This window comes from Pseudonocardia benzenivorans CB1190 (genome assembly GCF_000196675.2).
Lineage (GTDB): Bacteria > Actinomycetota > Actinomycetes > Mycobacteriales > Pseudonocardiaceae > Pseudonocardia > Pseudonocardia benzenivorans.
Window position 1 is genome coordinate 2,815,285 of the sequence record NC_015312.1, and the last position, 26,840, is coordinate 2,842,124.

Below are 26,840 nucleotides of genomic sequence, written 5' to 3' on the forward strand. Positions count from 1 at the left end.
TCCTCTGTGTCGCGGCGCACAGATGTGTGTCAGATTGAGGGCGGAACCACCGACCGCGCGGAGGCGACGTTGCCACTCTCGGGGACCGTCCGGCAGGCCGACCCGACGCAGCCCAGGCTGCCCGAACCGATCACCGGCCGCGACATCGCGGCCCGCCAACGGATGTCCGTCGACGGCGTACTGGCGCTGCTGCGCACGATCCGCGCCGACGCGGGCCCGGCCCGCGGCGTCGCGGGCCTGCTCGCCCACGAGGACCTGCGGGCCGACGTGCTGGCCCTGCTCGAGGACGAGGTCCTGCGGGTGCAGGCCACGGTCACCCGGCTGGCCCGGCGCGAGCACGAGCTCTCGGCCCTCTTCTCCTCCGCACGCGAGCTCGCCGAGGAGCGCGAACCCGCGCTGCTGCTGCGCCGGCTGGTGCAGCGGGCGTTCGACCTCATCGGCACCGACGTCGCCTACGTGGCCTCGTTCGAGCAGCCGAGCGGCGTGCTGATGATCCGCGAGGCGGTCGGTTCGGTGACGCCGGAGCTGATGGGCGTGCGGGTGCCGCCTGGCAAGGGCCTGGCGATGAAGGTCGCGCAGAGCCGCGCGGCGTTCCGCAGCACCCGCTACATGACCGATCACGGCATCGAGCACGACGACGAGGTCGACGCGGTGATCGCCGGCGAGGGCATCGTCTCGATGGTCGGGGTGCCGATGCTCGCGGGCGACGAGGTCCTGGGCGTGCTCGTCGCGGCGAACCGCTCGCTGCGCACGTTCACCACCGAGGAGATCGCGCTGCTGTCGGCCTTCGCCGACCACGCGTCGGTGGTGCTGCAGACGGCGCGGCGGCTCGACGAGGCCGTCGCCTCCGCCGCCGCGGCCGAGAGCGCCTGCGCGGAGCTGACCCGCCAGACCGCCGCGATGGAGCGCACCGCGGCCGTCCACTCCGAGCTGACCGCCGCGGTGCTGCGCGGTGGCAGCGCCGAGGAGGTCGCCGGGATCCTCGGCGGGGTGCTGCGCCGGCGCGTGCGCATCCTCGACCGCCGTGGCACCCCGCTGGCCGACTCCGCGGGCGCGGCCGTCGTCGACGAACCGGTCGAGGACGGCGACCGGCCGGGCTTCCCGGGTCCGATCGCCGCGGCGCTGCGGGAGAGCAGGCGGACCGGCCAGTGCGTCCCCGTGCACGAGCCCGGTTCGGGGCTCGCCGTCGCCGTCGTGGCGGGGGAGTCGCTGATGGGCGCGATCCTCGTCCACGACGGCGAGATCGCGCTGACCCCGGCCGACCGGCGGACCGTCGAACGGGCCAGCCAGATCGTCGCACTGCTGACGCTGCGCCAGGAGGCCGTGGCCGACGCCGAGGAACGGGTGCGCGGGGAGCTGGTGTCCGACCTGCTCGGCGCCCGCTCGGTCTACCGGCACGAGCTGCTGCTGCGGGCCCGCTCGCGCGGCATCCGGATCGACGACCTGCGCACGCCCGTCGTCGTCACCGTCGATCCCGAGTACCGCCGGGCGGCCCTGCGCGCGGCCCACGACATCGCCCCGGCTGCCCTCGCGGGCGAGCACGAGGGCAGCGTCGTCGTCCTGCTCCCCGACAACCCGTCCGAGGCGGCCGAGCTGGTCCGGGCCCGGATCGCGGCGACGCTGGGCGCCCCGGTGCTCGTCGTCGCGGGGCCCGCAGGATCGCCCGAGTCGCTCGCCGACCGCTTCGACCTCGCCCGGCGCTGCGCGCGGCTGCTGGTGGGGCTGGGCCGCACCGACACCGCCGCCACGACCGACGGCTACGCGCCCTACCTGGCGCTGTTCGGGTCCGGCCGCGAGGACCTCGGCGCCTTCATCGAGCAGACGCTGGGGCCCGTCATCGCCTGGGACGCCGAGCGCGGCACCGAGCTCATCGCGACGCTGCTCGGCTTCATCGAGGCGAACGCGAGCCCGACGCGGACCGCGCGCAACCTCGGCCTGCACACGAACACCGTGCTGCAGCGGCTCGACCGGATCACGACGCTGCTCGGCGAGGCGTGGCGTGACCCCGAACCACTCTTCCGGATCTCCATCGCGGCGCGGCTCCACCAGCTCTCCGGCGCTGTGTGAACGACGATTCCCCTGGTGGGGGCGCACCATGGGGAATGAGCCCACTCATTCCGGCTCATCTGTGGTGGATCGGCCCATGGCCGGGTCGGACGCCGTCGCCATATGGTCCGGCTCACACGGCGTTCTGCCTGGCACGTGTCGTCTCTGCCGGGCCGGGGCTGCCGACGACAGAAGAGAACGACGACTCACCACGGAGTCGACAGGGTCGTACGACAACAGGAGGACGACGTGACAGACGGACCCACTCCGGCCCCCGGGCTCAGCGTCGAGCGCGAGGACGTCTCCGAGGAGGAGCTCCGTGAGCTGGGGGTCGACACCTCCGGGGCGCCCGCCTCGGACTTCAAGCGGTATCCCGTGCTCTCCGAGGGCGGCTGGTACATCGTCATCAAGAACCAGAAGACGATGGAGACCGTCCACAAGGAGAAGTGGACCCTGCTGGGCCCGGTCAAGCTGGTGACCGACGGCCTCCACATCGCCTGACGGCCACGACGAGAAGGAGCGACATCTCATGAGCATGATCGGAGTGGACGTCGGCGGTACCTTCACCGACGTCGTGGCCATCGAGGACGGCCAGATCAAGACCGTCAAGGTCTCGACCGACGTTCGCAACACCCACCTCGCGGTGCTCGAGGGCGCCCGCGAGGCCGGTGTCGAGAACGCCACCGTGTTCAACCACGCGAGCACCCACGGCCTCAACGCCGTCATCACCCGGCGGCTGCCCAAGATCGCCTTCCTGACGACGCTGGGCCACCGCGACATCCTCGACATCGGCTCGAGCTACCGGCCGCTGGACGCGCTGACCGACGCGAGCTGGCGCCGCGGCTTCGGTGACGCCATGCGCCCGCTCGTTCCCCGCTACCTGCGGCGCGGCATCCGCGAGCGGCTCAAGACCGACGGCAGCGCCCTGATCCCGCTCGACGAGGCACACGCCCGCGAGGAGCTCGCGGTCCTGCGCAAGTGCGGTGTCCAGGGCGTCTCGATCTGCCTGATCAACGCCTACGTCAACCCCGCCCACGAGCAGCGGCTGCGCGAGATCGTCCACGAGGAGCTCGGCGCCGACATCCCGGTGTCGATCTCCAGTGAGACCTCGCCGCTGGCCAAGGAGTGGGCACGCGCGTCGACCACGACGATCGACGTGTTCATGAAGCTCATCTACCACGACTACACCAAGAAGCTCGGCGACGGCCTGCGCGAGCAGGGCTTCACCGGCGACTTCAACTACGCCAACTGCGCCGCGCAGCTGCTCAACGCCGACATCGCGATGGAGCAGCCGTTCGAGATCGTGTTCGCGGGCCCCGCGGCGGGCACGATGGCCAGCGCGCACTTCGGCAAGCTGATCGACCGCGGCAACCTGCTCTGTGTCGACCTCGGCGGCACGTCCTGCGACATCTCCATGGTGTCGGGCGGCGACCCGTACGTGAACACGACGTTCCTGCTCGAGCACGACCTGATCGTCAACGCCCTCTCCAACGAGGTCGAGTCGATCGGTGCGGGCGGCGGCTCGCTCGTGACGATCTCGCCCAGCGGCGAGGTCCTGGTCGGCCCCGGTTCGGCCGGCGCGGACCCGGGCCCGGCGTGCTACGGCAAGGGCGGCACCCAGCCCGCGACGACCGACACCCTGATCATGATGGGTGTCATCGACCCGAAGACGTTCGCCGGTGGCCGGATGTCGCTGGACCCGGCGCTGTCGGAGCGGGCGTTCCACGACCTCGACGCCCCCCAGCTGTCGCTGCACCAGCGGGTCAACTACGCGTTCAACATCGGCATCAACAACATCGCCGAGGGCGTCACCAACATCGCGATCAAGCACGGCATCGACCCGCGCGACTACAGCCTCGTCGCGTTCGGTGCCGCCGGCCCGATGCTGCTGCCCGCCTGCCTCGACCTCGTGCACGCCCGCGACGTCATCGTGCCGCCGCACCCGGGCCTGTTCTCCGCGCTCGGCCTGGTCTCCTCCGACCAGGTCTACGGCGACAGCCGCAGCTCCTACGTGATGCTGACCCACGAGGCGGCCGACTCGATCAACACGATCTACGCGCAGATGGAGGCCAAGCTGCGCGAGCGCTTCGACGACACTGCGGCCAACGTCGAGTTCGTGCGCTCCATGGACGCCCGCCTCGCGGGTCAGACCTGGGAGACCCCGTTCGTCTCCGTGCCCTCCGGCGAGATCACCGCCGAGAAGGTCGACGAGATGATCGAGACCTTCCACCAGGTCTACGAGTCTCGTGCCGGCAACCGCTTCGACGGTCTGCCGGTGCAGGCGGTCACCTACCGGGTGGAGGCCGTCATCAAGGTCGACAAGGTCGACTACCCGCGGCTGGAGAAGGGCGACGGCGCGCTGCTCAAGCCCGAGTCCACGTTCGAGCTGCGGTACCTGACCGACGAGCCGGTCACCGCCGGGCGCTACCAGCGGGAGACGTTCAAGGCCGGCGACCGTATCGAGGGCCCCGCCGTGATCCACGAGGCGCTCTCCACGACGTTCATGCTGCCCGGCCAGGTTGCCGAGGTCGGCGAGTACGGCGAGCTGCGGATCACCAGGGCCTGAGGGAGGACCAGATGACCGATCTTGGAGTGGGAAAGACCCCGATCAAGGACCTCACCGACGCGGAGTTCGAGGCGCGGTACAACTGCGACCGCTACACCGCGACGGTGCTGTCGAACCGCATGCGCTACATCGTCGAGCACATGTGCACGAACCTGCTGCACCACGCGTTCTCGCTGATCCTGCGCGACTGGTACGACTTCGCCGCGACGATCTCGGGCCCGGCGTCGATGAACTACCCCATGTCGACGGTGTCGAACTCCCTGGTGCTGTTCTCCGGCGCCATGGAGCACGCCGTGCGCAACGCGGTGGAAGAGTACGGCCCGGAGAACCTCAAGCCGGGCGACGTGCTCATGGTCAACGACCCGTACCGGGCCGGTAACCACGTCAACGACATCTGCTTCATCCGGCCCGTCTTCCACAACGACGAGCTCGTCACGTTCATCGCCCTGCGGGCCCACCAGCTCGACATGGGCGGCATCGTGCCGGCCGGTTTCTCGGCGACGAAGAAGGACGTCTACGAGACGGGCCTGGTCATCCCGCCGATGCTGGCCTACGAGAACGACCAGCCGGTGCAGCACTCGTTCCACCTGATCTTCAACAACGCCCGGTACTGCGCGCTGCTGCTGCCGGACATGATCACGATCTACCAGAACCTGCTGCTCGGCGAGCGGCTGATGAAGGAGAGCCTCGAGCGCTACGGCGCCGACGCCTGGCTCGGCGCGATCAACTACAGCGTCGACGTGCCGGCCGAGTCGATGGCCTCGGCCATCAAGGCCCTGCCGGACGGCGTGTACGAGGGCAGCGACCTCGTCGACGCGGACGGCATCGACGACACGCTCGAGTACGAGATCAAGGTCAAGATCACCAAGGCGGGCGAGCGCCTGGAGGTCGACTTCTCGGGCACGTCGCAGCAGGCGCGTACGTCGATCAACGCGGGCGTGTTCGACACGCTCACCGCGGTCGGGGTCGCACTCAAGTACGTGCTCGACCCGAAGACGGCGTTCAACTCCGGCGCCTACCGCAACGTCGACGTCGTGCTACCCGCCGGCACCATCTGTTCGGCGACACCGCCGGACGGGCCGGTCTTCCTCTACTGGGAGGCCGCGCAGCCGGTGCTGTTGGCCATCTTCAAGGCGCTCGAGCCGGCTGTCGGTGAGAACGCGGTCGGCGGCGACTACGGCTCGCTGTCGATTCACAACGGCCACGGCGTGCTGCCCGACGGGACCCCGTGGGTCACGGTCGCGCAGTGTGGTGGCGAGCACGGGCCGTGGGGCGCCACCAAGACCGGTGACGCCGACTCCTACGGCGGCTTCTACATGGCCAACAACCTCGACCCGGCCACCGAGGCCATCGAGTCCGAGCTGCCGATCGTGGTGCTGCGCAAGGAGTACGTGCCCGACACCGCGGGTGTCGGCTACAACCGCGGTGGTGCGTCCGTGCTGCGCGACAGCATGTACCTCACCGAGGCGCACCACACCTCGAGCCCGGTGCACACCAAGCGCTCCTCGGGCGCGGGCGTGCACGGCGGCAAGGACGGCCGCAACGGCGCCACCTGGCTGTTCTCGGCCGAGGGCGGGTTCGACGTGGCCCAGCGCAAGGACCTGATCCCGGTGCTGGACCCGGAGGCCTACCGTCAGTCGACGCCCGTCTCCGGCATGCTCGACCCGGACACCAAGGCGATCGACGTCGAGAAGGGCGAGTACTTCTGGTTCGGGGCGAACCCGTTGTGGCACACCAAGCCCAACGACGTGTTCCGCTACATCACCTGCGGCGGCGGTGGCTGGGGCAACCCGTACACCCGCGAGCCGGAGCGGGTGCTGGTCGACGTCCGTGACGAGTACATCTCGATCGAGGCCGCCGCGCGCGACTTCGGCGTGATCATCACGGGCGACCCCCAGAAGGACCCGGAGGGTCTGCAGATCGACCAGCAGGCGACCGAGGCGCGCCGGGCCGAGCTCCGCGCGGCGGGTATGGCCTGACGGTCGGCACGGACGACGCCGGGATGGGTGCCGACGCAGCCACCCGTCCCGGCGTCTCCCCGGACGGCGACGCCGGGACGCACGACTCCGCTCGCGGGGCCGTCCGTCCCGGCGTCCGTCTTCTCCCGCCTGCAGTGCCCGGGCATGCCGGACGGGCCCGGACCCGGTGGGGCTCAGCGCTTGTCGGGGATCCCGTCGTAGGTGCGCCACGTCGGCGCCACGAGCCACCCGGCGTCGACGGGCAGGTTCACCCCGGTGATCGCGGAGGCCTCGTCGGAGGCGAGGAAGCACACCGCCTTGGCGATCTCGTCGGCGTCGACCATCCGGCCGAGTGCCGACTCGCCCGCGAGGTTCGAGGGGTCGCGCTCGCCGCGCTCGATCCGCTCCCGCAGCAGCGGGGTGAGCGTGTAGCCGGGGGCGACGGAGTTGACCCGGATCCCGGAGCGGCCCCACTCGGCGGCGAGGTCGGCCGTCATCGCGATCACGCCGGCCTTGGCCGGGGTGTAGGCGTGCAGCGGCATCGAGCGCATACCGGCGACCGAGGCGATCGTGACGATGCTGCCCTGGCCGCGCACGGCCATCCGGCGCCCGAACTCGACGGCGCACAGCCAGGTGCCGCGCAGGTCGACGCGGAAGACCTCGTCCCAGTCGGCGACGTCGTAGTCCTCGGGCGGCGTCGGGCGCTGGGTGATGCCGGCCGAGGTCACGAGGACGTCGACGGCGCCGATCTCGCGCTCGATCTGCTCGGCGACGGCCGCGACGTCGGGCGCCGAGCCCACGTCGAGCGCCACGGCGTGTCCGCCGAGGTCGTCGGCCACCGCCGTCGCGCGTGCCGGGTCGAGGTCGGCGATCACGACGGCGGCGCCGCGCTCGACGGCGAGCCGGGCCACGGCTTCGCCGATGCCGCTCGCGCCGCCGGTGACGACGGCGACGCGGCCGGAGAGGTCGGAACTCATCGGGGCCTCCTTTTACTTCGGACGTCGGACTGCTTCGGACGTCGAACGACGGCGGCCGCGGCCCTCGCATCGCCCGCGAGGGTCCTCGACCGGGGCCGGTCGCCACAGGTAGGTTTTGTCGAACGAACGGTACAGGAAACGACTCGACGAGGAGTGCCCGACGGTGTTCGATCTCGCCCGCGTCCTCGACCACCACGTCGCCCGCGATCCCGGCCGCGAGGTGCTGGTCCACGGCGACCGACGCATCGGCGCAGCGGAGCTGGCCGCGCGCGTGGACGCGGTCGCCGCCGGCCTGGCCGCCCTCGGTGTACGGACCGGCGAGGTCGTCGCCCTGTTGACCTACAACCACGTCGAGTTCCTCGAGACGGTGCTGGCCGCGGGCCGGCTCGGCGCCGTCGTGCTGCCCCTGAACTACCGGCTCGCCCCCGACGAGTGGCGCTACATCCTCGACAACGCGGGCACCGTGGTGCTGGTCACCGAGGAGGAGTTCCGCGGACGGATCGACGAGCTCGCCCCGGCGTTGCCGACCATCCGTCATCGGGTGCTGCTCGGCGCGGGGGCGCCCGAGGGCTGGATCGCCTACGAGGCACTCGTCGCCGACGGTGCCGGCGCGCCGCCGGTCCCGCCGGGGATCGTCGACGACGAGCACACCCTGGCCCGGCTGATGTACACGTCCGGCACGACGTCACGGCCCAAGGGCGTGCGGATCACCCACGGCAACGTCGCCTGGAAGAACCTGGGGCTCATCGTCGAGCTCGGGCTCTCTGCCGACGACACCGTGCTGGTCTGCGGCCCGCTCTACCACTGCGGTGGCCTCGACCTGCCGGGCCTGGCCGCGTTCCACATGGGCGCGCGGCTGGTGCTGATGCGCTCGTTCGACGCCGCCGGGGTGCTCGACGCGATCGAGCGCGAGAAGGTCGGCATCGTCTGGCTCGCGCCCGCGATGATGAACGCGGTGCTGCAGGTGCCCGATCTCGCCGACCGGGACACGACGTCGGTGCGCTGCATCATCGGCGGCGGCGAGAAGATGCCCGAGCCGGTGGTGCGCCGCATCCTCGAGGCGTTCCCCAACACCTGGTTCGCCGATGCCTACGGGCTCACCGAGACCGTCTCCGGCGACACCGTCCTCGACCGCGAGCACAGCCTGTCCAAGATCGGGTCGGTCGGCAGGCCGATCCCGCACGTCGAGGTGCGCATCGTCGACGAGCAGGGTGCCGAGGTGCCCGCGGGCGAGCTCGGCGAGATCGCGCTGCGCGGACCCAAGGTGTTCGACGGCTACTGGCGCGACGAGGAGGCGACGGCCAGGGCGATCCGCGACGGCTGGTTCCACACCGGCGACATCGGCCGGCTCGACGCCGACGGCTTCCTCTACGTCGAGGACCGACTCAAGGACATGATCATCTCCGGTGGCGAGAACATCGCGACCCCCGAGGTCGAACGCGTCCTCTACGAGCACCCGGCGGTGCTGGAGGCGGCCGTCGTCGCGATGCCGCACGAGCGCTGGGGCGAGGTGCCGCGCGCGGTCGTCGTGCTCAAGCCGGGGGAGCGGGCCGACGCCGAGGACATCCGCGCGTTCTGCCGGGACCGGCTGGCCAAGTTCAAGGTGCCCGTCGCGGTCGACTTCCTCGACGCGCTGCCGCGGACCCCGTCGGGCAAGGTGCTCAAGCGGGAGCTGCGGTGACCGGCGCGAGCGTCGGCAGGTCCGGGTGCTCGGCGCGGTACCGGGCCGTCTCCTCCTCGATCGTCGAGGGGTCGTACCCGGGGGCGGCGAAGCCGCGGAACAACGTGGCGCAGTACTGCTCGGACAGGTCCTGCACGCTCCACCGTCCCGACGGGCGGACCCATTGGTAGGTGTGGTTGTGCATGTTGAGGAACTGCAGCATGCCCAGGTCGACGTCCATCTCCCGGAACTCGCCCGCGGCGACGGCGGCGGACAGCAGCTCGGTGACGACGCCCTCGAACGCGTGCCGCTGCGCGACGAGCGTGGCCTGGTTCTCCGCCGACAGCTGCCGGTAGTCGTGCTCGTAGACCCAGATGTGGTTGAGCCGCAGCACGATCTGCTCGAGCAGCAGCTCCGAGAGCAGGCGCAGCCGGACGACCGGCCGGACGTCGAGTGCGGCGATCGCGTGCGAGGCCTCCAGCAGCGGCACGAGCACGGCCGACTGGATCTCGACGAGCAGCTGCTCCTTCGAGCCGATGTAGTAGTACAGCGCGCCGCGGGCGAGACCGACGGCGTCGCAGATCTCGGTGATGCCGGTCGCGGCGTAGCCACGGCGGGCGAACAGCTCGGCGGCGGTGTCGATGATCTCCCGGCGCCGCGGCTCGAAGGCAGAGCCGTGGCCTGGTGGTCGGGGCATCTCTCCTCGCTACCGGTCCGCGCGGACCTTCGGCGGGCAGGGGGGTGCCCGCTCGGACACCGGCGATCCTACGCGGCCCGCGCGGGCGGCCCGACCGCACGCGTGGCACGGCCCGGCGGATGCTCCGACCGGACCACACCCGACGGACAGGTTCCGGCTCGCCCGGGACGGACGAACAGAGAGGTGGCACAGCCATGGCGGAGAACGGGATCAGCGGCGCGGTCGACCTGACCGGTCAGGTCGCGGTCGTGACCGGCGGCGCCCGCGGGATCGGCCAGGCCACGGCGCTGGCGTTGGCGCGCGAGGGAGCCGACGTCGTCGTCGGCGACATGCTCGACACCGAGGAGACCGTCCGGCGCGTCGCGGCACTGGGCAGGCGCGCCACCGGGCTGCGCACCGACATCACCAGCTCCGCGGACGCCGCCGCGCTGGTGGCGGCGGCGACCGAGGGCTTCGGCCGCGTGGACGTGCTGGTGACGTGCGCGGGCGTCTACGGCGAGGGCGCGCTCGACGTCGACGCCGAGGAGTTCGACCGGGTCTACGCCGTCAACACCAAGGGCACCTACCTCGCCATCCAGGCCGCGTGGCCCGCGCTGGAGGACGGCGGCGGCAAGATCGTCTGCATCGGGTCGATCGCGGGCAAGATCGGCGGCGTGCTGGCCGGTCCGCAGTACGCCGCGAGCAAGGGTGCGGTGCACGCCATGGTGCGGTGGTTCGCCAAGTACGGCGCGGGACGCGGGGTGCTGGTCAACGGCGTCGCGCCGGGTGCCGTCGCCACCGAGATGATCAAGGGCCGTGGCTACCGCGAGGAGGACTGGCCGCTGGGCCGCTTCGCCGAGCCGGAGGACATCGCCGAGGCCGTGGTCTACCTCGCGGCCCAGGGCTCGAACTTCATGACCGGCAAGGTGCTGTCGGTCGACGGCGGCCTGCTGCTGCAGGACTGAGCGCCCCGATGTCCTCCTCGATCTCCGAGGTGACGCGCGTCGTGCTCGTCACCGGCGCGGCCGGGGGCCTCGGCGCCGCCGTCGCGCGACGGCTCGCCGAGCCCGGCACGGCCCTCGTGCTGTGCGACCTCGATCCCGCCGGCCTGGAGACGGTCGCGGGCTCGCTCGACGGGACGCCCGTGCGCACGCAGGTCGTCGACGTCGGCGACGCGGCGCAGGTCGACGCGGCCGTCGCCACGGCGGTCGAGGAGTTCGGCGGGCTGCACGTGATGGTCAACAACGCCGGCGTCATCGCGCCCAACGCCCGCCTCCACAACCTCACCGCCGCGGACTGGGACCTGCAGCTGCGGGTCAACCTGATGGGCGTCGTACACGGCACGACCGCGGCGATCCGCGTGATGCGGAAGGCGGGCGGCGGTTCGATCATCAACACCGCGTCGGTCGCGGGCCTCACCGCCTGGGCCTACGCGGCGCCCTACTGCGCGACGAAGGCCGCCGTCGTGCACCTGACGAAGGTCGCCGCGGTCGAGTACGCGAAGGAACGGATCCGGGTCAACTGCGTGTGTCCGGGGACGTTCGAGTCCGGCATGTCGGCGAAGATCCCGCGCGAGGCCATGGCGGCGATGGAGGCGAAGCACCCGCTGGGCTTCGGCACCCCGGAGGACCTCGCGGGCGCCTTCGCCTACCTCGCCGGCGACGAGTCGCGCTGGACGACCGGGGCTGCGATCGTCGTCGACGGCGGCTACGCGGCTCCCTGACCCCCGTGCGTGGCGATGGTCGCCGGAGCGACCATCGCCACTCACGACCTGATCGAGGAAAGGCGCGACACCATGAGCATCGAGTTCGACGTCGACGGCGCCGTCGCGACGATCACCATCAACCGTCCCGAGGCCCGCAACAGCCTCGATCCCGAGCACAACGACCTGCTCGCGCAGGCCTATCGCCGCTTCCAGGACGACGACGCGCTGCGCTGTGCCGTCCTCACCGGCGTCGGCAACTCCTTCAGCGCCGGTGCCGACCTCAAGAAGCTGATCCCCGTCGTGCGCGACACGGTGCTCGACGACACCGCCGAGCCGTGGGTGCTCGGGGGTATGACGATGACGGCCGAGGCCGGCAAGCCGATGATCGCCGCGGTCAACGGGCACGCCCTCGCCGGCGGGCTGGAGCTGGCGCTGGCCTGCGACATCCGAATCTGCGTCCCGCAGGCGACGTTCGGCCTCGCCGAGGTGCGCTGGGCGATCATCCCCGGCGCCGGCGGGACGCAGCGGCTCCCGCGGGCGGTGCCGGTGGGCGTCGCGACGGAGATGATCCTGACCGGCGACCCGATCGACGCCGAGGCGGCCCTGCGCCACGGCCTGGTCAACCGCATCGTCGAACCCGACGGACTGCTCGCGGAGGCGACGCGCGTCGCGCAGGTGATCGCGTCGCGGGGGCCCGTCGCGGTGCGCGCGGCGAAGGAGGCGATCCAGACCGGGCTGCGCGAGGGTCTCGAGGCCGGGCTGCTCGCCGAGCAGCGGCTGCTGGCCGCCTGCATGCGCACCGAGGACGCCGCCGAGGGCCCGCGGGCGTTCGCCGAGAAACGTGAGCCCGTCTACAAGGGCAGGTGAACGGTGGCGGTGCGGCCGTCGGGCCCCTACCCTGTTTCGTAGACCGGTCGTTACACAAAACTCGGCCCCGTGGGGCCGGGTCGGATGACGGAGACACGATGACGGAGACACGAGGGGACGGTCGGGGGTTCCGGATGACCGCCGACGACGCGACCCTGCGCGAGGCGCTCGAGTCGGCGAACATCCCGACCCTGCTGCTGGTGCTGGCCCACCTCACCGGTGACCGGAGCTGGCTCGCCGAGCCGTACCTGCCGTCGCGCTCGATCGCCACCGACGACAACGACACCGCCGGCTTCACCGAGGAGCTGCAGGCCCACGTCCGCGCCGAGGCCTTCGCGTTCCTGCGCGCCTGGCGCGACGGGGAGGTCGAGCTCGCCGGGCCGCCACCGGTCGACGACGTCGCCGACCGCGTCGGCATCTCCTGCGGTGAGACCGTGCCCCCGGAGTACAACGTCTCGATGGCCGAGGAGGCCGGGTTCGTCGACCGCGACGCCCACTGGACCGCCGCCCCGCCCCGGCGGCGCGAGGACCTGCGGGTCGTCGTCATCGGGGCGGGGGAGGGCGGCATCTGCACCGCCGTCAAGCTCGGCGAGCTGGGCATCCCGTACACCGTCGTCGAGCGCCACGACGCCGTCGGTGGCATCTGGCTGGAGAACAGCTACCCGGGTGCGGGCGTCGACACGGCCAGCGCGCTGTACTCCTACTCGTGGGCGCAGAAGCCCGACTGGTCGCGCTACTTCGCCAAGCAGCCCGAGATCCTCGGCTACCTGCAGGAGGTGGCCCGCGACCACGGTGTACTGCCGCACGTGCGGTTCGGCACCGAGGTCGTCGCCGCGCGCTGGGACGACACCGAGCGGGTCTGGCGGGTCGGCATCCGCCCGGCCGACGACCCCGACGCCACGCCGACCGAGCTCGTCGCCGACGTGCTGATCAGCGCCGTCGGGCAGCTCAACCGGCCCGCCTACCCGCCGATCCCCGGCCTGGACTCGTTCGCCGGGCCGATGTTCCACTCGGCGCGCTGGGACCATTCCGTCGACCTCACCGACAAGCGGGTCGGGATCGTCGGCACGGGCGCGAGCGCGATGCAGATCGTCCCGGCCGTCGTCGGCGGCCCCGCGCACCTCACGGTCTTCCAGCGCTCGGCGCAGTGGGCCATCCCGAACACCAACTACCACCGGGTCCTGACCCCGCAGACGCGGGTGCTCATGGAGCAGGTGCCCTGGTACGCGGCGTGGTACCGGCTCCGGCTGATGTGGATCTACCAGGACAAGCTGCACCCGACGCTGCGCCGCGACCCCGACTGGGAGCACCCCGAGCGCTCGGTCAACGCGATCAACGACCGGCACCGCCGCTTCTTCGCCGAGCACCTCATGTCCGAGATCGCCGGACACGAGGACCGGCTGCTCGACAAGGTCATGCCGACCTACCCGCCCTACGGCAAGCGGATGCTGATCGACAACGGCTGGTTCGCCGCGCTGCGCCGCGACGACGTCGACCTCGTCACCGACGCGATCGCGCAGGTCGACGAGAAGGGCGTCGAGCTCGCCGACGGCTCCCGCGTCGACCTCGACGTCCTCGTCATGGCCACGGGGTTCCAGAGCCGCCGGATGCTCTCCCCGATGGACATCCGCGGCCGGTCCGGCCGCTCGCTGCGGGAGATCTGGGGCGACGACGACGCCCGCGCCCACCTGGGCATCACGGTGCCGGACTTCCCGAACCTGTTCATGGTCTACGGCCCGAACACCAACCTCGGGCACGGCGGCAGCGTCATCTTCCACACCGAGTGCCAGGTCGGCTACATCTCCCGGATGCTGGTGACGATGCTCGAACGCGACATCGGCACCGTCGAGGTGCGGCCCGAGGTGTGCGACGAGTACAACCGCCGCGTCGACGAGGCGCACGCCGAGCTCGTCTGGACCCACCCGGGCATGACGAACTGGTACCGCAACGCCGAGGGGCGCATCGTCACCAACTCGCCGTGGCGGCTGGTCGACTACTGGGCGATGACCCGCGAGCCGGATCTCTCCGAGTTCGTGACGACACCCCTGCCCGAGCACGCCGCGACCTGACCGCTCACGACCCGCTCGTCGACGGAAATGTCCGTTCCGTGACCTGCTGTGCCGGCGCGGCCACCTCGGCGCGGTCATTCCCTTCCCGATGCGCGTCGGACGGGTGCAGGGTGGGTATCCGCTGACGCCGAACGCGAGGACGGGGAGGACAGCGTGCCGGAGATGACGGTGGTCGCAGTGGGCATGGACCCGGCCGGGACGCAGCCCGTCCTGCTCCTGCGGGAGGTGACCGGGGCGCGCCGGCAGCTCCCGGTGCTGATCGGGCTGCCCGAGGCGGCGGCGATCGAGCTGCAACGTCAGGGGGTCGACCCGCCGCGACCGCAGACCCACGACCTGATCCGGCACGTCGTCGACGCGTTCGGGCGGCGGCTCGAACGGGTCCGGATCACCGAGCTGCGCGACGGCATCTACCACGCGGAGCTGCAGTTCGACCGGGAGACGCGGGTGTCGTCGCGGCTGACCGACGCGGTCGCCCTCGCGGTCCGCGACGGACTGCCCATCGAGGCCACCGAGGACGTGCTCGAGGCGGGCGCCGCCCCGGTCCAGCTGCTCGACCTGACCGGTGCCGACCCCGACGACGAGGACGTCGCCGACGATCCGGCCGGGCCCGCAGGGCCCGACCTCGATCCGGCGGAGAAGGCCGAGGTCGAGGAGTTCCGGCGGATGCTCGACTCGGTCTCGCCGGAGGACTTCGGCCCGTCGGGCGAGGATCCGGCGGGCGGCGAGAAGGACTAACCGGAGCGCTCCGGCTGCTTCTGCGGCTCGCTCGTCGTCAGCGGGACGGCCGAGCCCCGGACCAGGCCCAGCTGCACCGCGGGCCGGCCGAACACCGCGTCGAGCACCCAGTCCACGGCCACCCGGGTGCGGTTGCCCGGCATCGAGAGCAGGTGGTAGCCGCGGGTGACCGCGGTCGCCGGCAGCCCGGAGAGCGGGATCCCCAGCGGGTTGGCGGCGGCGTCGCGGCCGCCCAGCTCGACGACGAACCCCAGGTCGTGGTGCTTGTAGCTCCGGGCCTCGCCGACGCCCAGCGAGGCGGCGACGTTGCGCGCGGCCAGCGCGCCCTGGCGTTGCGCGTGCTGGGCGGTCATGGCGGTGAGCTCGCCGGGACGCGTCCGGTCGGGAACCGCGGCGATGTCCCCGCAGGCCGTCACGTCGGGGTGTCCGGGCACGACGAGCCGGTCGTCGACGACGAGCCTGCCCTTGTCGGTCTCGAGGCCCAGCCCGGCGACGAGCGGGTCCGGCCGCACCCCCACGCACCAGACGAGCGTGCGGCTCGCGACGTCCTCACCGCCCGTCAGCCGGACGCCCTGGGCGTGGGCCTCCTCGACGGAGGTCTCCGTGCGGATCTCGATGCCGCGCTCGCGCAGCACGCGGTCGGTCGAACGGGAGAGCCGCTCGTCCAGGCCCGGCAGCACACGTGGGGCGACGTCGACGAGCAGCCAGCGCACCCGCTGTCCCCGCAACGCCTTGTGCGCCCGGCGCAGCTGCTCGGTGAACAGGACGCCCTGCGCGGCGACCTCGGTACCGGTGTAGCCCGCGCCGACCACGACGAACGTGCACCGGGCGTCGCGGGTGGCCGGGTCGGTGGTCACCGCGGCGAGGTCGATCTGGCGGACGAGGTGGTCGCGCAGGTAGACCGCCTCGGCGATGCCGCGGAACCCGTGCGCGTGCTCGGCGACGCCGGGGATCGGCAGCAGGGCGTTGACGCTGCCCGCCGCGATCACGAGCCGGTCCCACGACGTCTCCCCGCGGCCGCCCTCGGGATCGACCCACCCGACGGTGCGCCCGTCGAGGTCGATCGCGTCGACCTTGCCGAGGACCACGTCGGCCTTGGGGAGGGCGGTCGACAGCGGCACCGACACCCTCCTGGGGTCCAGGACCCCCGTCGCGACCTCGGGCAGCAGCGGGAGGTAGAGGAAGTAGTCGGTCGAGCTGACGACGACGACCTCCGCGTCGGGCAGCCGTGCGGTCAGCCCCTTCGCGGCCGCGAACCCGGCGAACCCGCCGCCGATCACCACGATCCGCGGCCGTCCGCCCGTGCCGCGGCCGCCGGACCCTGTCGTCGCCGGCCCGTTCCCGGGCCGGCCGTTCCTCGACATGTCGACGTCCGGCGTGCCGTTCCCCGTTGCGCCCACTGCATCCCCCGCGCTCGTCGTCGGACCGCCGTCGGACCGGAGGCCGTCGGGGCCGCGCGGTCCGCGCCGATGATTCTCCGGCGCCTACCCGTGCGTCGAGGGGTCGAAAAGCGGACGGCGGATCCGACCGGAGGATCCGGCCGGGAGGCGGCCGCGCGGGAGAGGGCGGGTGTCAGTGCCCGCAGCCGCGCCCGGCGCCGGTGACCTCGTCGCCGATGCCCAGGCCGAGCGGGTCGGTGTCCCGGCCGTCGGCCGTCGGCAGCCAGCGCCCGTCGACGCACTCGTAGGCCACGCCCGGGCCGTCGGTGACGAGCGTGCGCAGGGCGGCGAGGAGCCGGTCGACGTCTGCTGCCGTCGTGCCCAGGCCCAGGCTCGCCCGGACCGCACCCTCGGCCCAGCCGGTGAGGCGGGCCAGCAGCGGGTGCGCGCAGAACTTGCCGTCGCGCACCGAGATCCCGTGCTCGGCGGACAGGTAGGCGGCGACGAGGGCCGCCGGGTAGCCGTCGACGGTCAGGCTGTGCACGCCGACCCGGTCGGGCGCGTCGTGCCAGATCCGCAGGGTCCGGACGCCGGGGATGTCGGCGAGGCCGGCGTCGAGCCGCTCGGAGAGGGCACGCTCGTGGGCGGGAGCGGCCTCGTCGATCACGGCGTCCAGCGCCTCGCACGCGGTGGCGAGCGCGACGGCACCGGGGACGTTCGGGGTCCCGGCCTCGTGCCGGTGCGGGGCGGCGGTCCAGGTGACCTCGGCGGGGGAGCCGTCGCCGACGGCGTCGACCCGCACGACGGCGCCGCCACCCGCCAGGTAGGGCGTCGCGACGTCGAGCCAGTCGCGGCGGCCGACCAGGGCGCCGGTGCCGTAGGGCGCGTAGAGCTTGTGGCCGGAGAGCGCGACGTAGTCGATGCCCGTCGCCGCGATGTCGACCCGGCGGTGCGGGGCCAGCTGAGCCGCGTCGACGACGAGGCGGGCCCCGTGGGAGTGGGCGAGGTCGGCGATCTCGGCGAGCGGCAGCACCTCGCCGGTCACGTTCGACGCCCCGGTGATCGCGACGAGTGCCGTGGGCCGGGCCTCGAGAGCGGCCCGCAGCTGGGCGAGGGTCGCGTCGACGGTGGCCGCCGCGCGCAGCACCCGGTGCTCGCCGCCGCGCCAGGCCAGCAGGTTCGCGTGGTGCTCGACGTCGAGGCACAGGACCGCGCCGGGCACCGCCCCGGCCAGCAGGTTCAGCGCGTCGGTGGTGTTGCGGGTGAAGACGACGACGTCGTCGGAGCGGGCGCCGACGAACCGGCCGACGGTCGTGCGGGCCCATTCGAGCGCAGCGGTGCAGACGGTCGACGCGTAGCCGGCGCCGCGGTGCACGCTCGCGTGGTACGGGAGCAGTGCGGCGACCCGGTCGGCCACCGAGCGCAGGGCCGGGGCGCTCGCGGCGAGGTCCAGGTTGGCGTGCGCGACGGTCGTGCCGTCGACGAGCGGGACCGGCAGCCCGGTGCCCACGAGGGCCGGGAGACAGCTGGCTGCGGGGGCCGGGAGAGCGTGCGCCGCGACGTCGGCGGGGACGGTGGGCGCGGTGGGGCGGGCGGCCTGGAGCACAACGGACACGACGGACCTCCGGTCCAACAGGGACCCGGGGCGTGTCGGCGGGTCCGCGCTTGCCGACGCGCGTTCCGCGACGGCCTGGTCGTCACCCGGAGCACCCCGCCGCGGAGGAGGGTTGCCGGCCAGCGAGCCGGGGCTTGACGCTGGCGCTCTTGACCTGAGCGAGACCGTACGGGGCCGGCCGACGGGTGCGCAACCGTGGCGGCGGTCACATTCCGGGCGGTGCGAGTCGGGTCAGCGGCTCGCCGCGGGGCTGAGCGTGCGGGCCGTCGGCGCGTCGGCGGAGAGGTCGGCGACCATGCGCCCCAGGGCGGGCGCGACGGCGAACCCGTGTCCGGAGAAGCCGGCGGCGACCACGAGCGGACCGGTTCGGTCGACGAGGAACCCGGCGTCCGGTGTGGACACGAATGTGCACGAGCGCGGCGCCGGGTCGGTGGCGTCGAGGCCCGGCAGGTAGTGCTCGACGTAGCGCTGCAGCCGCGAGAGCTGCGCGGGCTCCGGCCGCGGATCGCGCACGTCGGGTTGCCAGTCGGGGCCCGTCCCACGGAACGCGACCTTGACCCCGATCCCGGGCACCCCGATCCCGTACACCGAGGCCGGCCACCCCTGCGCGGGTCCGATGTGGTGGATCAGGGTGGGCCACCGGACGTCGCCGACCACACACGGCGTCGCGCCGACGGGACGGAAGATCGTCGGCTGCTCCTCGGTGACGCGCAGCGCCGGCAAGGCCACGAGGTCGCCGATCAGCCCGGCGGTCCAGGCGCCCGCGGCGAGCACGACCCGGCGGGCCTGGATGGTCCCGCCGGGGATCGTGATCTCGGCCAGGTCGTCGTCCAGCACGTCGACCCGTTCGACGGGCGTCGAGTGCCGCACCGTGGCACCACGCCCGATGGCCGCGGCCGTCAGCGCGGCGACGGCCTGGTCGGCGCGCAGCCGGCCTGCCGAGTCCGGCTGGTGGAGCACGGGCCCGTCGAACCGCAGCCCCGGCCACAGCCGCGAGGCCTCGGCCGGCTCGAGCCACTGGTGTCGGATGCCGTGCGCGGCAAGCGATGCGGCCACGGCCGCGGTGCGCACGGGGTCGCCGTGGTCGATCCCGCCGGTGAGGTGCAGCAGCGCCGCGCCCGTCTCGTGCTCCAGCTCGCGCCACCGGTGCAGCGACTCGACCGCCAGCTCCACCTGAGCGGGCGAGGTGTGGCTCTGCCGGTAGATCCGGGTCGCGCCGTGCGAGGTGACGCGAGGGTGGCCCAGCTCGTCCTTCTCCAGGACGAGCACGTCGTGCCCGCGCCTGGCCAGCTGCCAGGCGGCGGCGGCGCCGATGACACCGCCCCCGATGACGACCACCTCCACCGACGCCGCCCGCCGTCCCGGCTGGGTTCGCGCATCGGGTGCAGGGGTCATGTGGCCCTCCGGGCGGTCGACGGGACGTGCTGGAGCGGACAGTCGTCGGCCGCGCTGTGCCCTGGTGTGCCTGCAGCGCACCGTGGGACCGTCGGGAGGAGGGCGGATGAACCGCGGTGGTCCGTCCGGGGACCCCGCGACGGGCCGCCCCGACTCAACCTGCCCGGTCCGACTGTGTCAAGCGTCGCAGCCCGGGTGGGGCACGTGTCCGGTCGCGGAGCGGCCATGGCGGGACGTCGTCGGGCACGGTGTCGTACGGTCGGGCATCCCGAAGAAGGAGCAGCCCACCGTGTCCGCAGCCGTCCCTGCCGCATCGACGTCGGCCGCCCAGCGGTCCGACACCGGCGTCCCCGCGTGGTTCACCGACGCCGTCGCGACCGAGGCGGAGCCCGGCGAGGTGCGGGTCGACGGTGTCGACGTCCGCTACCGGGCCTGGGGCCCGCCCGGCGACGGGTTGGTGCTGGTGCACGGCGGCGCCGCGCACGCGCGCTGGTGGGACCACATCGGACCGCTGCTCGCCCGGCCCGACGGCAGGCGCGTCGTCGCGGTCGACCTCTCCGGGCACGGCGACTCGGGCCGCCGCTCCGCCGGGTACGCGCTCTCGAGCTGGGCCGACGAGGTCATGGCCGTCGCCGAGGCCTCCGGCACCGGTCCGATGCCCGTCGTGATCGGGCACAGCATGGGCGGCATGGTCGCGCTGGTCGCGGCGCAGCGGCACGGCGAGCAGCTGGCGGGCGCGGTCGTCGTCGACACCCCGGTGCGCGAGCAGACGCCCGAGGAGACCGCGGCGCGGGAGCGGCGGGCGTTCGGCCCGCTGCGCGTCTACCCGACCCGGGAGGACGCGCTGAGCCACTTCCGGCTGGTGCCCGACCAGGACAGCGAGCTGCCCTACGTCGTGCGGCACATCGCCGAGCACTCGCTGCGCCCGGTCGAGGGCGGCTGGAGCTGGAAGTTCGACCCGGCCATGTTCGCGCGCACCGCGATGGCGCCCGGCGACCTCGCCGTCCCGGGCTGCCGGGTGGCGCTGTTCCGGGCCGAGCACGGGCTGGTCCCGGCCGACATGGGCGAGATGATCGTCGACCGGCTCGGCCGCGGCGTTCCGCTCATCGAGATCCCGACGGCCGCGCACCACGTCATGGTCGACGAGCCGATCGCCCTGGTCACCGGCCTGCGCGCGCTGCTGGCCGACTGGCGGCACTCGCGGGCGCACCGCCAGCCCTGATCGGCCCGGCCTGGTCTGGCCCCGGTCGGGCCCCGGTCACCGGGGCGTCGTCCGACGGTGCCGCACGGATCGTCACGGGATCCCGCGCGCCGGCCCCTGGCCCCGGCACCGGGGACGGCGGCACGCTCGCAGCGCGCCGCCGCGGTCGCGGCAGGCGCGGTCCCCGAGGAGGCGACATGCGCAGCGGTGCGCCGGAGGTCGACGACGACCTGACCTACGAGGTCGCGACGGACGGGCTCGAGTTCCCCGAAGGCCCCATCGCGATGGACGACGGCTCGGTCGTGGTCGTCGAGATCAAGGGCGGACGGCTCACCCGGGTCGCGCCGGACGGCACCCGGACGACCGTCGCCGAGTGCGGGGGCGGCCCGAACGGCGCGGCGGTCGGCCCCGACGGCGCGTTCTACGTCTGCAACAACGGTGGGTCGACCTGGACGACCCGCAACGGGCGCGCGGTGCCCGGTGTGCAGGGCGAGGACTACGTCGGCGGCTCGATCCAGCGCGTCACCGCCGACGGCGAGGTCACCGACCTCTACACCCACGTCGACGGCCACCGGCTGCGCGGCCCGAACGACATCGTCTTCGACGACCAGGGCGGCTTCTGGTTCACCGACATGGGCAAGATCCGCCCGCGCGAGCTCGACCACGGCGGGCTCTACTACGCCACGGCCGACGGCTCGTCGATCGTCGAGGCCGTCTACCCGATGATGCAGGCCAACGGCGTGGGGCTCGCCCCGGACGGGCGGACCGTCTACGTCGCCGAGACGACGCCGGGCCGGCTGTGGGCCTTCGACCTGGACGGGCCCGGCCGCATCCGCCGCGATCCGGCGACCCGCAACGGCGGCAGGCTGCTGTACGGGTTCCCCGGGATGCGGTGGCTCGACTCGCTTGCCGTCGACGCCGACGGCAACGTGTGTGTCGCGACGCTGCAGGCCGGGGAGATCAACGTCGTCTCGCCGGGCGGCGAGCTGCTCGCGACGCGTGTCCCGCCCGGTGGGGACACCGCCATCACCAACATCTGCTTCGGCGGTCCCGACCTGCGGACGGCGTGGATCACCGCGTCGGGCACCGGCGTGCTGTGGCGCACGACGTGGGACCGCCCGGGCCTGCGGCCGGCCTACAGCGCCTGAGCGAGGGCAGCCCCGCCCGCGCCGCACGCAGCGACAGGGAATCCGGCACGGATCCCGCTGCCCGGCGCGGCGCGGGCGTCCACGCTGGGCCGATGGGGTCGATGGAGGGCAAGTCGGGGCTGGTCACGGGTGCGGCGAGCGGGATCGGCCGGGCCACCGCCGTGCGTGCGGCCGCCGAGGGCGCGTCGGTGCTGGTGTCGGACCTGGAGTCCGCGCGCGAGGGCGGCGAGGAGACCGTCGCGATCATCCGCAAGGCCGGCGGCACGGCCGAGTTCCAGGTCTGCGACGTGGCGCAACCGGCCGACCACGACGCGCTCGTCGCCGGGGTCCTCGAACGCTGGGGCCGGCTCGACTTCGCGCACAACAACGCGGGCGTCGGCGGGGGCGGGAAGCTGCTGGCCGACATCGCCGACGAGGAGTTCGACCGGGTCATCGCGATCAACCTGCGCGGGGTCTTCCTCGGCATGAAGCGCCAGATCCGGGCGATGCTCGCCGGCGGCGGTGGGTCGATCGTGAACACCGCGTCGAACGCCGGGCTGCGCGGGGTGCGGCGGCTCGCGCCGTACACCGCCGCGAAGCACGGGCTGGTCGGCCTGACGAAGAACGCCGCCGTCGAGTACGCCGAGGACCTGATCCGGGTCAACGCGGTCGCCCCCGGGACGATCATGACCGGCTTCGCCCGGGGGGCGAGCCCCGAGCGGCTCGCGCAGATCATGAAGCCGCAGGCGTTGCAGCGCATCGGCGAGCCCGAGGAGGTCGCCGCCGCCGTCGTCTGGCTGATGTCGGACGACGCCTCCTTCGTCACCGGCGTCACGCTGCCCGTCGACGCGGGGTCGGTCGCGGGCTGGTGACCCGTCCGCCGGGTTCGCACGGATCGTCAGGGGATCTCGCGCCCCCTCGGTGGTCCGGTCCGGCGGCCCGGCCGCACGCTGTGTGACGCAGGCGACTCCTGCACGCGGACGGATCGACGGACGCCCGCGCCGGACCGACGCTCGATGGGGAGTGGCGATGCCCGTGCGTGCCCGGACGTCCAGAACGATCGCGGTGGTGGCCGCGCTGTGCGCGGCGCTCGTCGCGACGGCCTGCGGGTCGGCGAGCCCGCCGGCCGAAGGGCCGCAGCGGGTGCACCTCGTCGACCCCTACGGCGGCGACCCGGCGAAGGAGGGCGACCCGCAGCGCGGCGGGACCCTCGTCATCGGCAACGACCGGGAGATCATCAGCTTCGACCCGACGCGGCAGAACGCCAACCTCGCCGCGCTCGGCGTCTACGACTCGCTGCTCAAGCTGATGCCCGACGGGTCCGCCCAGCCGTACCTCGCGAAGTCGATGAGCACGTCGGACGACGGCACGACCTGGACGCTGGGTCTGCGCGAGGGCGTGCGGTTCTCCGACGGGACACCGCTGGACGCGAACGCCGTCGTCGTCAACACCCAGCGGCACATCGACAAGGCCGCCTCGCCCGCGCACGTCTACGCCATGCAGATCGCGTCGATGACCGCCGTCGACCCGCTCACGGTCCGCTTCACGCTCAAGGCCCCGCTCGGGGACTTCCCGACCGTGTTCGCCCAGCCGCTCAGCTCGGGCACCCTCGGCATGATCATCTCGCCGGCCGCGCTGACGCGGTACGGCGACGACATCGGCAACCACCCCGTCGGGGCCGGGCCTTTCGTGCTGACGAGCTGGGTACGCGACAACAAGATGGAGCTGGTCCGCAACCCGGACTACTGGCAGCAGGGCAAGCCCTACCTCGACGGCGTCGAGATCCGGCCGCTGCCCGACACCGACAGCCGCTACACGACGATGACCAACGGCGACGTCGACATGATCAACGGCGGCTTCAACCAGGAGCTCGTGCGCGCCTTCACCAACCCGGACCTGCGCGTCTACTACGGGCCCGGCAGCGGCGGCGTGCTGAACTACTTCAACGTCACGAAGGCGCCGTTCGACGACCCACGGATGCGTGCGGCGGCCGTCGCCGCGATGGACCCGCAGGCCCTGGGCGCCAGCTTCTTCTCCAACCAGCTCGTCGCCGCCGACAGCCTGTTCGACGGCTCCACGAGGTGGCACACCCCGGCGGCGTCCGATGCCTACCCGCGCTACGACCAGGCCCGCGCGAAGGACCTCGTGGCGCAGTACGTCGCGAGCGGCGGCGACCCGACGTTCAGCTACTTCACCGACCGGTCCTCGGTGCCGCTCGGGGAGTTCGTGCAGGCGTCGATGGCCGCGGTCGGGGTCACGGTGCACGTGCAGTACTTCGACCTCGCGCAGTTCGCCGGCAACGTCCTGCAGGCGGGCGACTTCCAGATGGCCAGCGGTCTGTCCGCGTTCGACCACCCGTTCCCCGGGGCGGGCCGGATCGTGCAGACCGGCGGCTCGGTCAACTACGGCAAGTACTCCAACCCGCAGGTCGACACGCTGCTGGCCGACGCCGCAGCCACCACCGACCCCGACCGGCGGGCGTCGGACTACCAGCAGGTCGAGCTCGCGGTGAACAAGGACCTGCCGATCCAGTGGCTCTCGCGCAGCTACCTGTCGACGATCACCAAGCCCTCGGTCAAGGGCGTCGACCGCTACGTCACGCGGGACCTGTACTTCGCGGGCATGTGGAAGGAGCAGTCGTGAGGTTCTCCGAGTTCGGGACGGGCCTGCAGTTCCCGGAGGGGCCCGTCGTGATGCCCGACGGGTCGGTCGTCGTCGTCGAGATCAAGCGCGGCACACTGACCCGGATCGCGCCCGACGGGACGCTGTCGGTCGTCGCCGAGTGCGGTGGCGGGCCCAACGGGGCGGCCCTGGGCCCGGACGGCGCGTTCTACGTCTGCAACAACGGCGGGTTCTCCTGGAGCGAGCGCGACGGTCTCACCGCTCCCGGCCCGCAGCCGGCGGGCTACATTGGCGGCCGTATCCAGCGCGTCACCCCCGACGGCGAGGTCACCGACCTCTACACCCACGTCGACGGTGTCGGGCTGCGCGGGCCCAACGACATCGTGTTCGACGACGGCGGCGGGTTCTGGTTCACCGACATGGGCAAGCAGCGGCCACGCGACATCGACCACGGCGGCCTCTACTACGGGCGTGCCGACGGCTCGTGGGTCACCGAGGTCGTCTTCCCGCTGGTGTCGGCCAACGGGGTGGGCCTCTCCCCGGACGGCCGGTACGTGCACGTCTCGGAGACCGTGTCGGGGCGGCTGTGGTCGTGGGAGATCGAGAGCCCCGGGAAGGTGAAGGCCGACCCGTCGTCGCGGGCCCGGCACGGCGGGCGGCTGCTCCACGGCTCCGCGGAGTACCAGTGGTTCGACTCGCTCGCCGTCGAGGCGGGCGGCAACGTCTGCGTCGCGACGCTGTACACGGGCCTGATCAGCGTCGTCTCGCCGGAGGGCGGCCTGGTCGAGGAGGTCCCGATCCCGGGGGAGGACATCTTCGTCACCAACATCTGCTTCGGTGGCGACGACATGCGGACGGCGTACGTGACCTCGTCGGGGCGCGGCGTGCTGTACCGGACGACGTGGCCGCGGCCGGGGCTGGCGCTGCCGTACGGCTGACCCCGTTCCGGCCCGCCTGTCCGCACGCAACCCCACGGTCGTGCCGGCGCACGTGGGCGGCTGTGGGGTTGCGCGCCGTCGTCCGGGTGCAACCTGACGGTCGTGCTCGCCGCCGGCGGCGGCCGTCAGGGTGCGACGACTGCGCGGGATCGCACGTCTTCGTGCGCGGCGGCCATTCCGCGGCACGCCACCGGCTGCCGACGATGGACCCATGTCGACCGCCGCTCCCGACCCCGTCGAGCTCTACCGGCAGATGGTGCGCATCCGCGAGTTCGAGGAGCGGGTGAAGAGCTCGTTCGCCGACCATCCCGGTGTCATCCGCGGGCACACGCATCTCGCCGACGGCGCCGAGGCGTCGATCGTCGGGTCGATCGCGGCGATCCGGCCCGGCGACCAGGTCATGGCCACCTACCGCTGCCACGGCTACCCCATCGCGCTCGGCACCGACACCACGGCGATGCTCGCCGAGATCTATGGGCGCGCGACGGGGCTGTGCGGTGGCTACGGCGGCTCGATGCACCTGGCCGACCCGGAGCGCGGCTTCCTCGGCACGTCGGCATCGTCGGACAGTCGATCCCGCAGGCCACCGGCGCCGCCTACGCCGCGCAGGTCCGGCGGGCGGGCGAGGTGGTGCTGTGCTTCTTCGGCGACGGGGCGAGCAAGCAGGGGGCGTTCCACGAGTCGCTGAACGTCGCGTCGCTGTGGAAGCTGCCGATCGTGTTCGTCATGGAGAACAACAGCTTCAGCGGCTCGACGCGCGTCGAGCAGGAGGACGCCAACGCCGCCGCGGGGGAGCCGTTGGCCACCAAGGCCAAGGCGTACAGCATGCCCGGCGTGACGGTCGACGGCGGCGATCCGCTCCTGGTGCACGAGCACGTCGCCGCGGCCGTGGCCGTTGCGCGCGCGGGTGCGGGCCCGACGCTGGTGGAGACGCTGGTCTACCGGCTCTCCGCCCACGGGAACACGATCGCCCCGCCCGGGGTGCCGCTGACGTACCCGGAGCACGAGGCCGTCCGGGTGTTCGGCGCGGTCGAGGAGTACGAGGCGGCGCTGCGCGGCGACCCGATCCCGCGGCTGCGTGCCCGCCTCGTCGGTGACGGCCTGCTGACGGTCGAGGAGGCCGCAGCGATCGCCGCGGACGCGACCGCGGAGCTGGACCGGGCCGAGGCCGAGGCGCTCGCCGCGCCGCTGCCCGCCCCCGAGGACGCGCTGCGCTTCGTGGAGGCCTGATCGGGTCGGGGAAGCCTGATCCCCGGTGAGCGGCGACAGTCGTCACAGCGACTGACGGGAGGTCTCAGCTGATG

At 72.9% G+C, this 26,840-nt stretch carries 20 protein-coding genes, 1 pseudogene and 1 riboswitch; of the genes and pseudogenes, 16 read left to right on the forward strand and 5 right to left on the reverse strand.

The annotated features are described in order from the left end of the window. Positions 1 to 69: 69 nt before the first annotated feature. The 4 genes from PSED_RS13455 (at position 70) to PSED_RS13470 (ending at position 6,591) form a co-directional block, all read left to right on the forward strand. The gene (locus PSED_RS13455; RefSeq protein WP_143770474.1) at positions 70 to 2,067 is read left to right on the forward strand and encodes a helix-turn-helix domain-containing protein; all 1,998 of its coding nucleotides are present in this window, start codon (positions 70 to 72) and stop codon (positions 2,065 to 2,067) included. 228 nt (positions 2,068 to 2,295) lie between these two features. Continuing rightward, positions 2,296 to 2,547 carry a hypothetical protein gene (locus PSED_RS13460; protein WP_013674794.1) on the forward strand — a complete coding sequence of 84 codons (252 nt, stop codon included), beginning with the start codon at positions 2,296 to 2,298 and terminating at the stop codon, positions 2,545 to 2,547. 28 nt (positions 2,548 to 2,575) lie between these two features. Continuing rightward, on the forward strand, positions 2,576 to 4,612 hold the full coding sequence (locus tag PSED_RS13465) for a hydantoinase/oxoprolinase family protein (RefSeq protein ID WP_013674795.1): 2,037 nt from the start codon (positions 2,576 to 2,578) through the stop codon (positions 4,610 to 4,612). A gap of 11 nt (positions 4,613 to 4,623) precedes the next feature. After that, entirely contained in the window at positions 4,624 to 6,591 is a 1,968-nt protein-coding gene (locus PSED_RS13470) for a hydantoinase B/oxoprolinase family protein (protein WP_013674796.1), read from the forward strand. A gap of 173 nt (positions 6,592 to 6,764) precedes the next feature. Here the strand turns inward: PSED_RS13470 and PSED_RS13475 are convergent, their stop codons facing one another. Next, a complete protein-coding gene (locus tag PSED_RS13475) occupies positions 6,765 to 7,547 on the reverse strand; it encodes an SDR family NAD(P)-dependent oxidoreductase (RefSeq protein ID WP_013674797.1) in 783 nt (260 codons plus the stop codon). Positions 7,548 to 7,710: 163 nt separating this feature from the next. Here PSED_RS13475 and PSED_RS13480 point away from each other — a divergent pair, with 163 nt between their 5' ends. Further along, a complete protein-coding gene (locus tag PSED_RS13480; protein ID WP_013674798.1) occupies positions 7,711 to 9,228 on the forward strand; it encodes an acyl-CoA synthetase in 1,518 nt (505 codons plus the stop codon). On the opposite strand, the gene PSED_RS13485 is transcribed toward PSED_RS13480, so the two are convergent. Beyond that, complete coding sequence (locus PSED_RS13485) at positions 9,209 to 9,904, reverse strand: TetR/AcrR family transcriptional regulator (RefSeq protein ID WP_013674799.1); 696 nt, start codon at positions 9,902 to 9,904, stop codon at positions 9,209 to 9,211. The genes PSED_RS13480 and PSED_RS13485 overlap by 20 nt on opposite strands. A gap of 194 nt (positions 9,905 to 10,098) precedes the next feature. On the opposite strand from PSED_RS13485, the gene PSED_RS13490 reads away from it, so the two are divergent. The 5 genes from PSED_RS13490 to PSED_RS13510 all read left to right on the forward strand — a co-directional run bounded on the left by PSED_RS13490 (position 10,099) and on the right by PSED_RS13510 (position 15,259). Further along, complete coding sequence (locus PSED_RS13490) at positions 10,099 to 10,848, forward strand: SDR family NAD(P)-dependent oxidoreductase (RefSeq protein WP_013674800.1); 750 nt, start codon at positions 10,099 to 10,101, stop codon at positions 10,846 to 10,848. A gap of 8 nt (positions 10,849 to 10,856) precedes the next feature. Beyond that, positions 10,857 to 11,606 (forward strand): SDR family NAD(P)-dependent oxidoreductase, encoded by a 750-nt coding sequence (locus PSED_RS13495; protein ID WP_013674801.1) that lies wholly within the window; start codon positions 10,857 to 10,859, stop codon positions 11,604 to 11,606. Between the two features lie 72 nt (positions 11,607 to 11,678). Then, positions 11,679 to 12,455, forward strand: a complete 777-nt coding sequence (locus PSED_RS13500) for an enoyl-CoA hydratase/isomerase family protein (RefSeq protein ID WP_041761154.1) — start codon at positions 11,679 to 11,681, stop codon at positions 12,453 to 12,455. A 98-nt stretch (positions 12,456 to 12,553) separates the two neighbouring features. Continuing rightward, positions 12,554 to 14,524, forward strand: coding sequence for a flavin-containing monooxygenase (locus tag PSED_RS13505; RefSeq protein ID WP_013674803.1), 1,971 nt, complete (start codon positions 12,554 to 12,556; stop codon positions 14,522 to 14,524). A 162-nt stretch (positions 14,525 to 14,686) separates the two neighbouring features. Beyond that, entirely contained in the window at positions 14,687 to 15,259 is a 573-nt protein-coding gene (locus tag PSED_RS13510) for a bifunctional nuclease family protein (RefSeq protein WP_049803392.1), read from the forward strand. Here PSED_RS13510 and PSED_RS13515 read toward each other — a convergent pair. The 3 genes from PSED_RS13515 to PSED_RS13525 all read right to left on the reverse strand — a co-directional run bounded on the left by PSED_RS13515 (position 15,256) and on the right by PSED_RS13525 (position 19,648). Next, a complete protein-coding gene (locus tag PSED_RS13515; RefSeq protein ID WP_013674805.1) occupies positions 15,256 to 16,623 on the reverse strand; it encodes an NAD(P)/FAD-dependent oxidoreductase in 1,368 nt (455 codons plus the stop codon). The two genes, PSED_RS13510 and PSED_RS13515, sit on opposite strands and share 4 nt — an antisense overlap. Positions 16,624 to 16,831: 208 nt before the next feature. Further along, positions 16,832 to 18,253, reverse strand: a complete 1,422-nt coding sequence (locus PSED_RS13520; protein ID WP_013674806.1) for an aminotransferase class V-fold PLP-dependent enzyme — start codon at positions 18,251 to 18,253, stop codon at positions 16,832 to 16,834. A gap of 41 nt (positions 18,254 to 18,294) precedes the next feature. Then, positions 18,295 to 18,408: riboswitch (SAM riboswitch) on the reverse strand. Positions 18,409 to 18,484: 76 nt separating this feature from the next. Continuing rightward, on the reverse strand, positions 18,485 to 19,648 hold the full coding sequence (locus PSED_RS13525) for an FAD-dependent oxidoreductase (RefSeq protein WP_013674807.1): 1,164 nt from the start codon (positions 19,646 to 19,648) through the stop codon (positions 18,485 to 18,487). Between the two features lie 289 nt (positions 19,649 to 19,937). Between PSED_RS13525 and PSED_RS13530 the strand changes: the two genes are divergently transcribed. From PSED_RS13530 to PSED_RS13555, 6 genes and pseudogenes are all read left to right on the forward strand, one after another. Further along, the gene (locus PSED_RS13530) at positions 19,938 to 20,870 is read left to right on the forward strand and encodes an alpha/beta fold hydrolase (RefSeq protein WP_103384003.1); all 933 of its coding nucleotides are present in this window, start codon (positions 19,938 to 19,940) and stop codon (positions 20,868 to 20,870) included. A gap of 176 nt (positions 20,871 to 21,046) precedes the next feature. Next, complete coding sequence (locus PSED_RS13535; RefSeq protein WP_013674809.1) at positions 21,047 to 21,997, forward strand: SMP-30/gluconolactonase/LRE family protein; 951 nt, start codon at positions 21,047 to 21,049, stop codon at positions 21,995 to 21,997. Positions 21,998 to 22,089: 92 nt separating this feature from the next. After that, positions 22,090 to 22,848 carry an SDR family NAD(P)-dependent oxidoreductase gene (locus PSED_RS13540; protein ID WP_013674810.1) on the forward strand — a complete coding sequence of 253 codons (759 nt, stop codon included), beginning with the start codon at positions 22,090 to 22,092 and terminating at the stop codon, positions 22,846 to 22,848. Between the two features lie 157 nt (positions 22,849 to 23,005). After that, positions 23,006 to 24,619, forward strand: a complete 1,614-nt coding sequence (locus PSED_RS13545; protein WP_013674811.1) for an ABC transporter substrate-binding protein — start codon at positions 23,006 to 23,008, stop codon at positions 24,617 to 24,619. After that, complete coding sequence (locus tag PSED_RS13550; protein WP_013674812.1) at positions 24,616 to 25,536, forward strand: SMP-30/gluconolactonase/LRE family protein; 921 nt, start codon at positions 24,616 to 24,618, stop codon at positions 25,534 to 25,536. The genes PSED_RS13545 and PSED_RS13550 overlap by 4 nt, the downstream gene beginning before the upstream one ends. Positions 25,537 to 25,789: 253 nt before the next feature. After that, positions 25,790 to 26,766: pseudogene (locus tag PSED_RS13555) on the forward strand (thiamine pyrophosphate-dependent dehydrogenase E1 component subunit alpha). Positions 26,767 to 26,840 lie beyond the last annotated feature (74 nt).

Coding starts and splice junctions, on each gene's coding strand:
- PSED_RS13465 (WP_013674795.1), top strand. CDS start 2,576: ATGAGCATGATCGGAGTGGACGTCGGCGGTACCTTCACCGACGTCGTG.
- PSED_RS13470 (WP_013674796.1), top strand. CDS start 4,624: ATGACCGATCTTGGAGTGGGAAAGACCCCGATCAAGGACCTCACCGAC.
- PSED_RS13475 (WP_013674797.1), bottom strand. CDS start 7,547: ATGAGTTCCGACCTCTCCGGCCGCGTCGCCGTCGTCACCGGCGGCGCG.
- PSED_RS13485 (WP_013674799.1), bottom strand. CDS start 9,904: ATGCCCCGACCACCAGGCCACGGCTCTGCCTTCGAGCCGCGGCGCCGG.
- PSED_RS13490 (WP_013674800.1), top strand. CDS start 10,099: ATGGCGGAGAACGGGATCAGCGGCGCGGTCGACCTGACCGGTCAGGTC.
- PSED_RS13495 (WP_013674801.1), top strand. CDS start 10,857: ATGTCCTCCTCGATCTCCGAGGTGACGCGCGTCGTGCTCGTCACCGGC.
- PSED_RS13500 (WP_041761154.1), top strand. CDS start 11,679: ATGAGCATCGAGTTCGACGTCGACGGCGCCGTCGCGACGATCACCATC.
- PSED_RS13505 (WP_013674803.1), top strand. CDS start 12,554: ATGACGGAGACACGAGGGGACGGTCGGGGGTTCCGGATGACCGCCGAC.
- PSED_RS13510 (WP_049803392.1), top strand. CDS start 14,687: ATGACGGTGGTCGCAGTGGGCATGGACCCGGCCGGGACGCAGCCCGTC.
- PSED_RS13515 (WP_013674805.1), bottom strand. CDS start 16,623: ATGTCGAGGAACGGCCGGCCCGGGAACGGGCCGGCGACGACAGGGTCC.
- PSED_RS13525 (WP_013674807.1), bottom strand. CDS start 19,648: ATGACCCCTGCACCCGATGCGCGAACCCAGCCGGGACGGCGGGCGGCG.
- PSED_RS13535 (WP_013674809.1), top strand. CDS start 21,047: ATGCGCAGCGGTGCGCCGGAGGTCGACGACGACCTGACCTACGAGGTC.
- PSED_RS13540 (WP_013674810.1), top strand. CDS start 22,090: ATGGGGTCGATGGAGGGCAAGTCGGGGCTGGTCACGGGTGCGGCGAGC.
- PSED_RS13545 (WP_013674811.1), top strand. CDS start 23,006: ATGCCCGTGCGTGCCCGGACGTCCAGAACGATCGCGGTGGTGGCCGCG.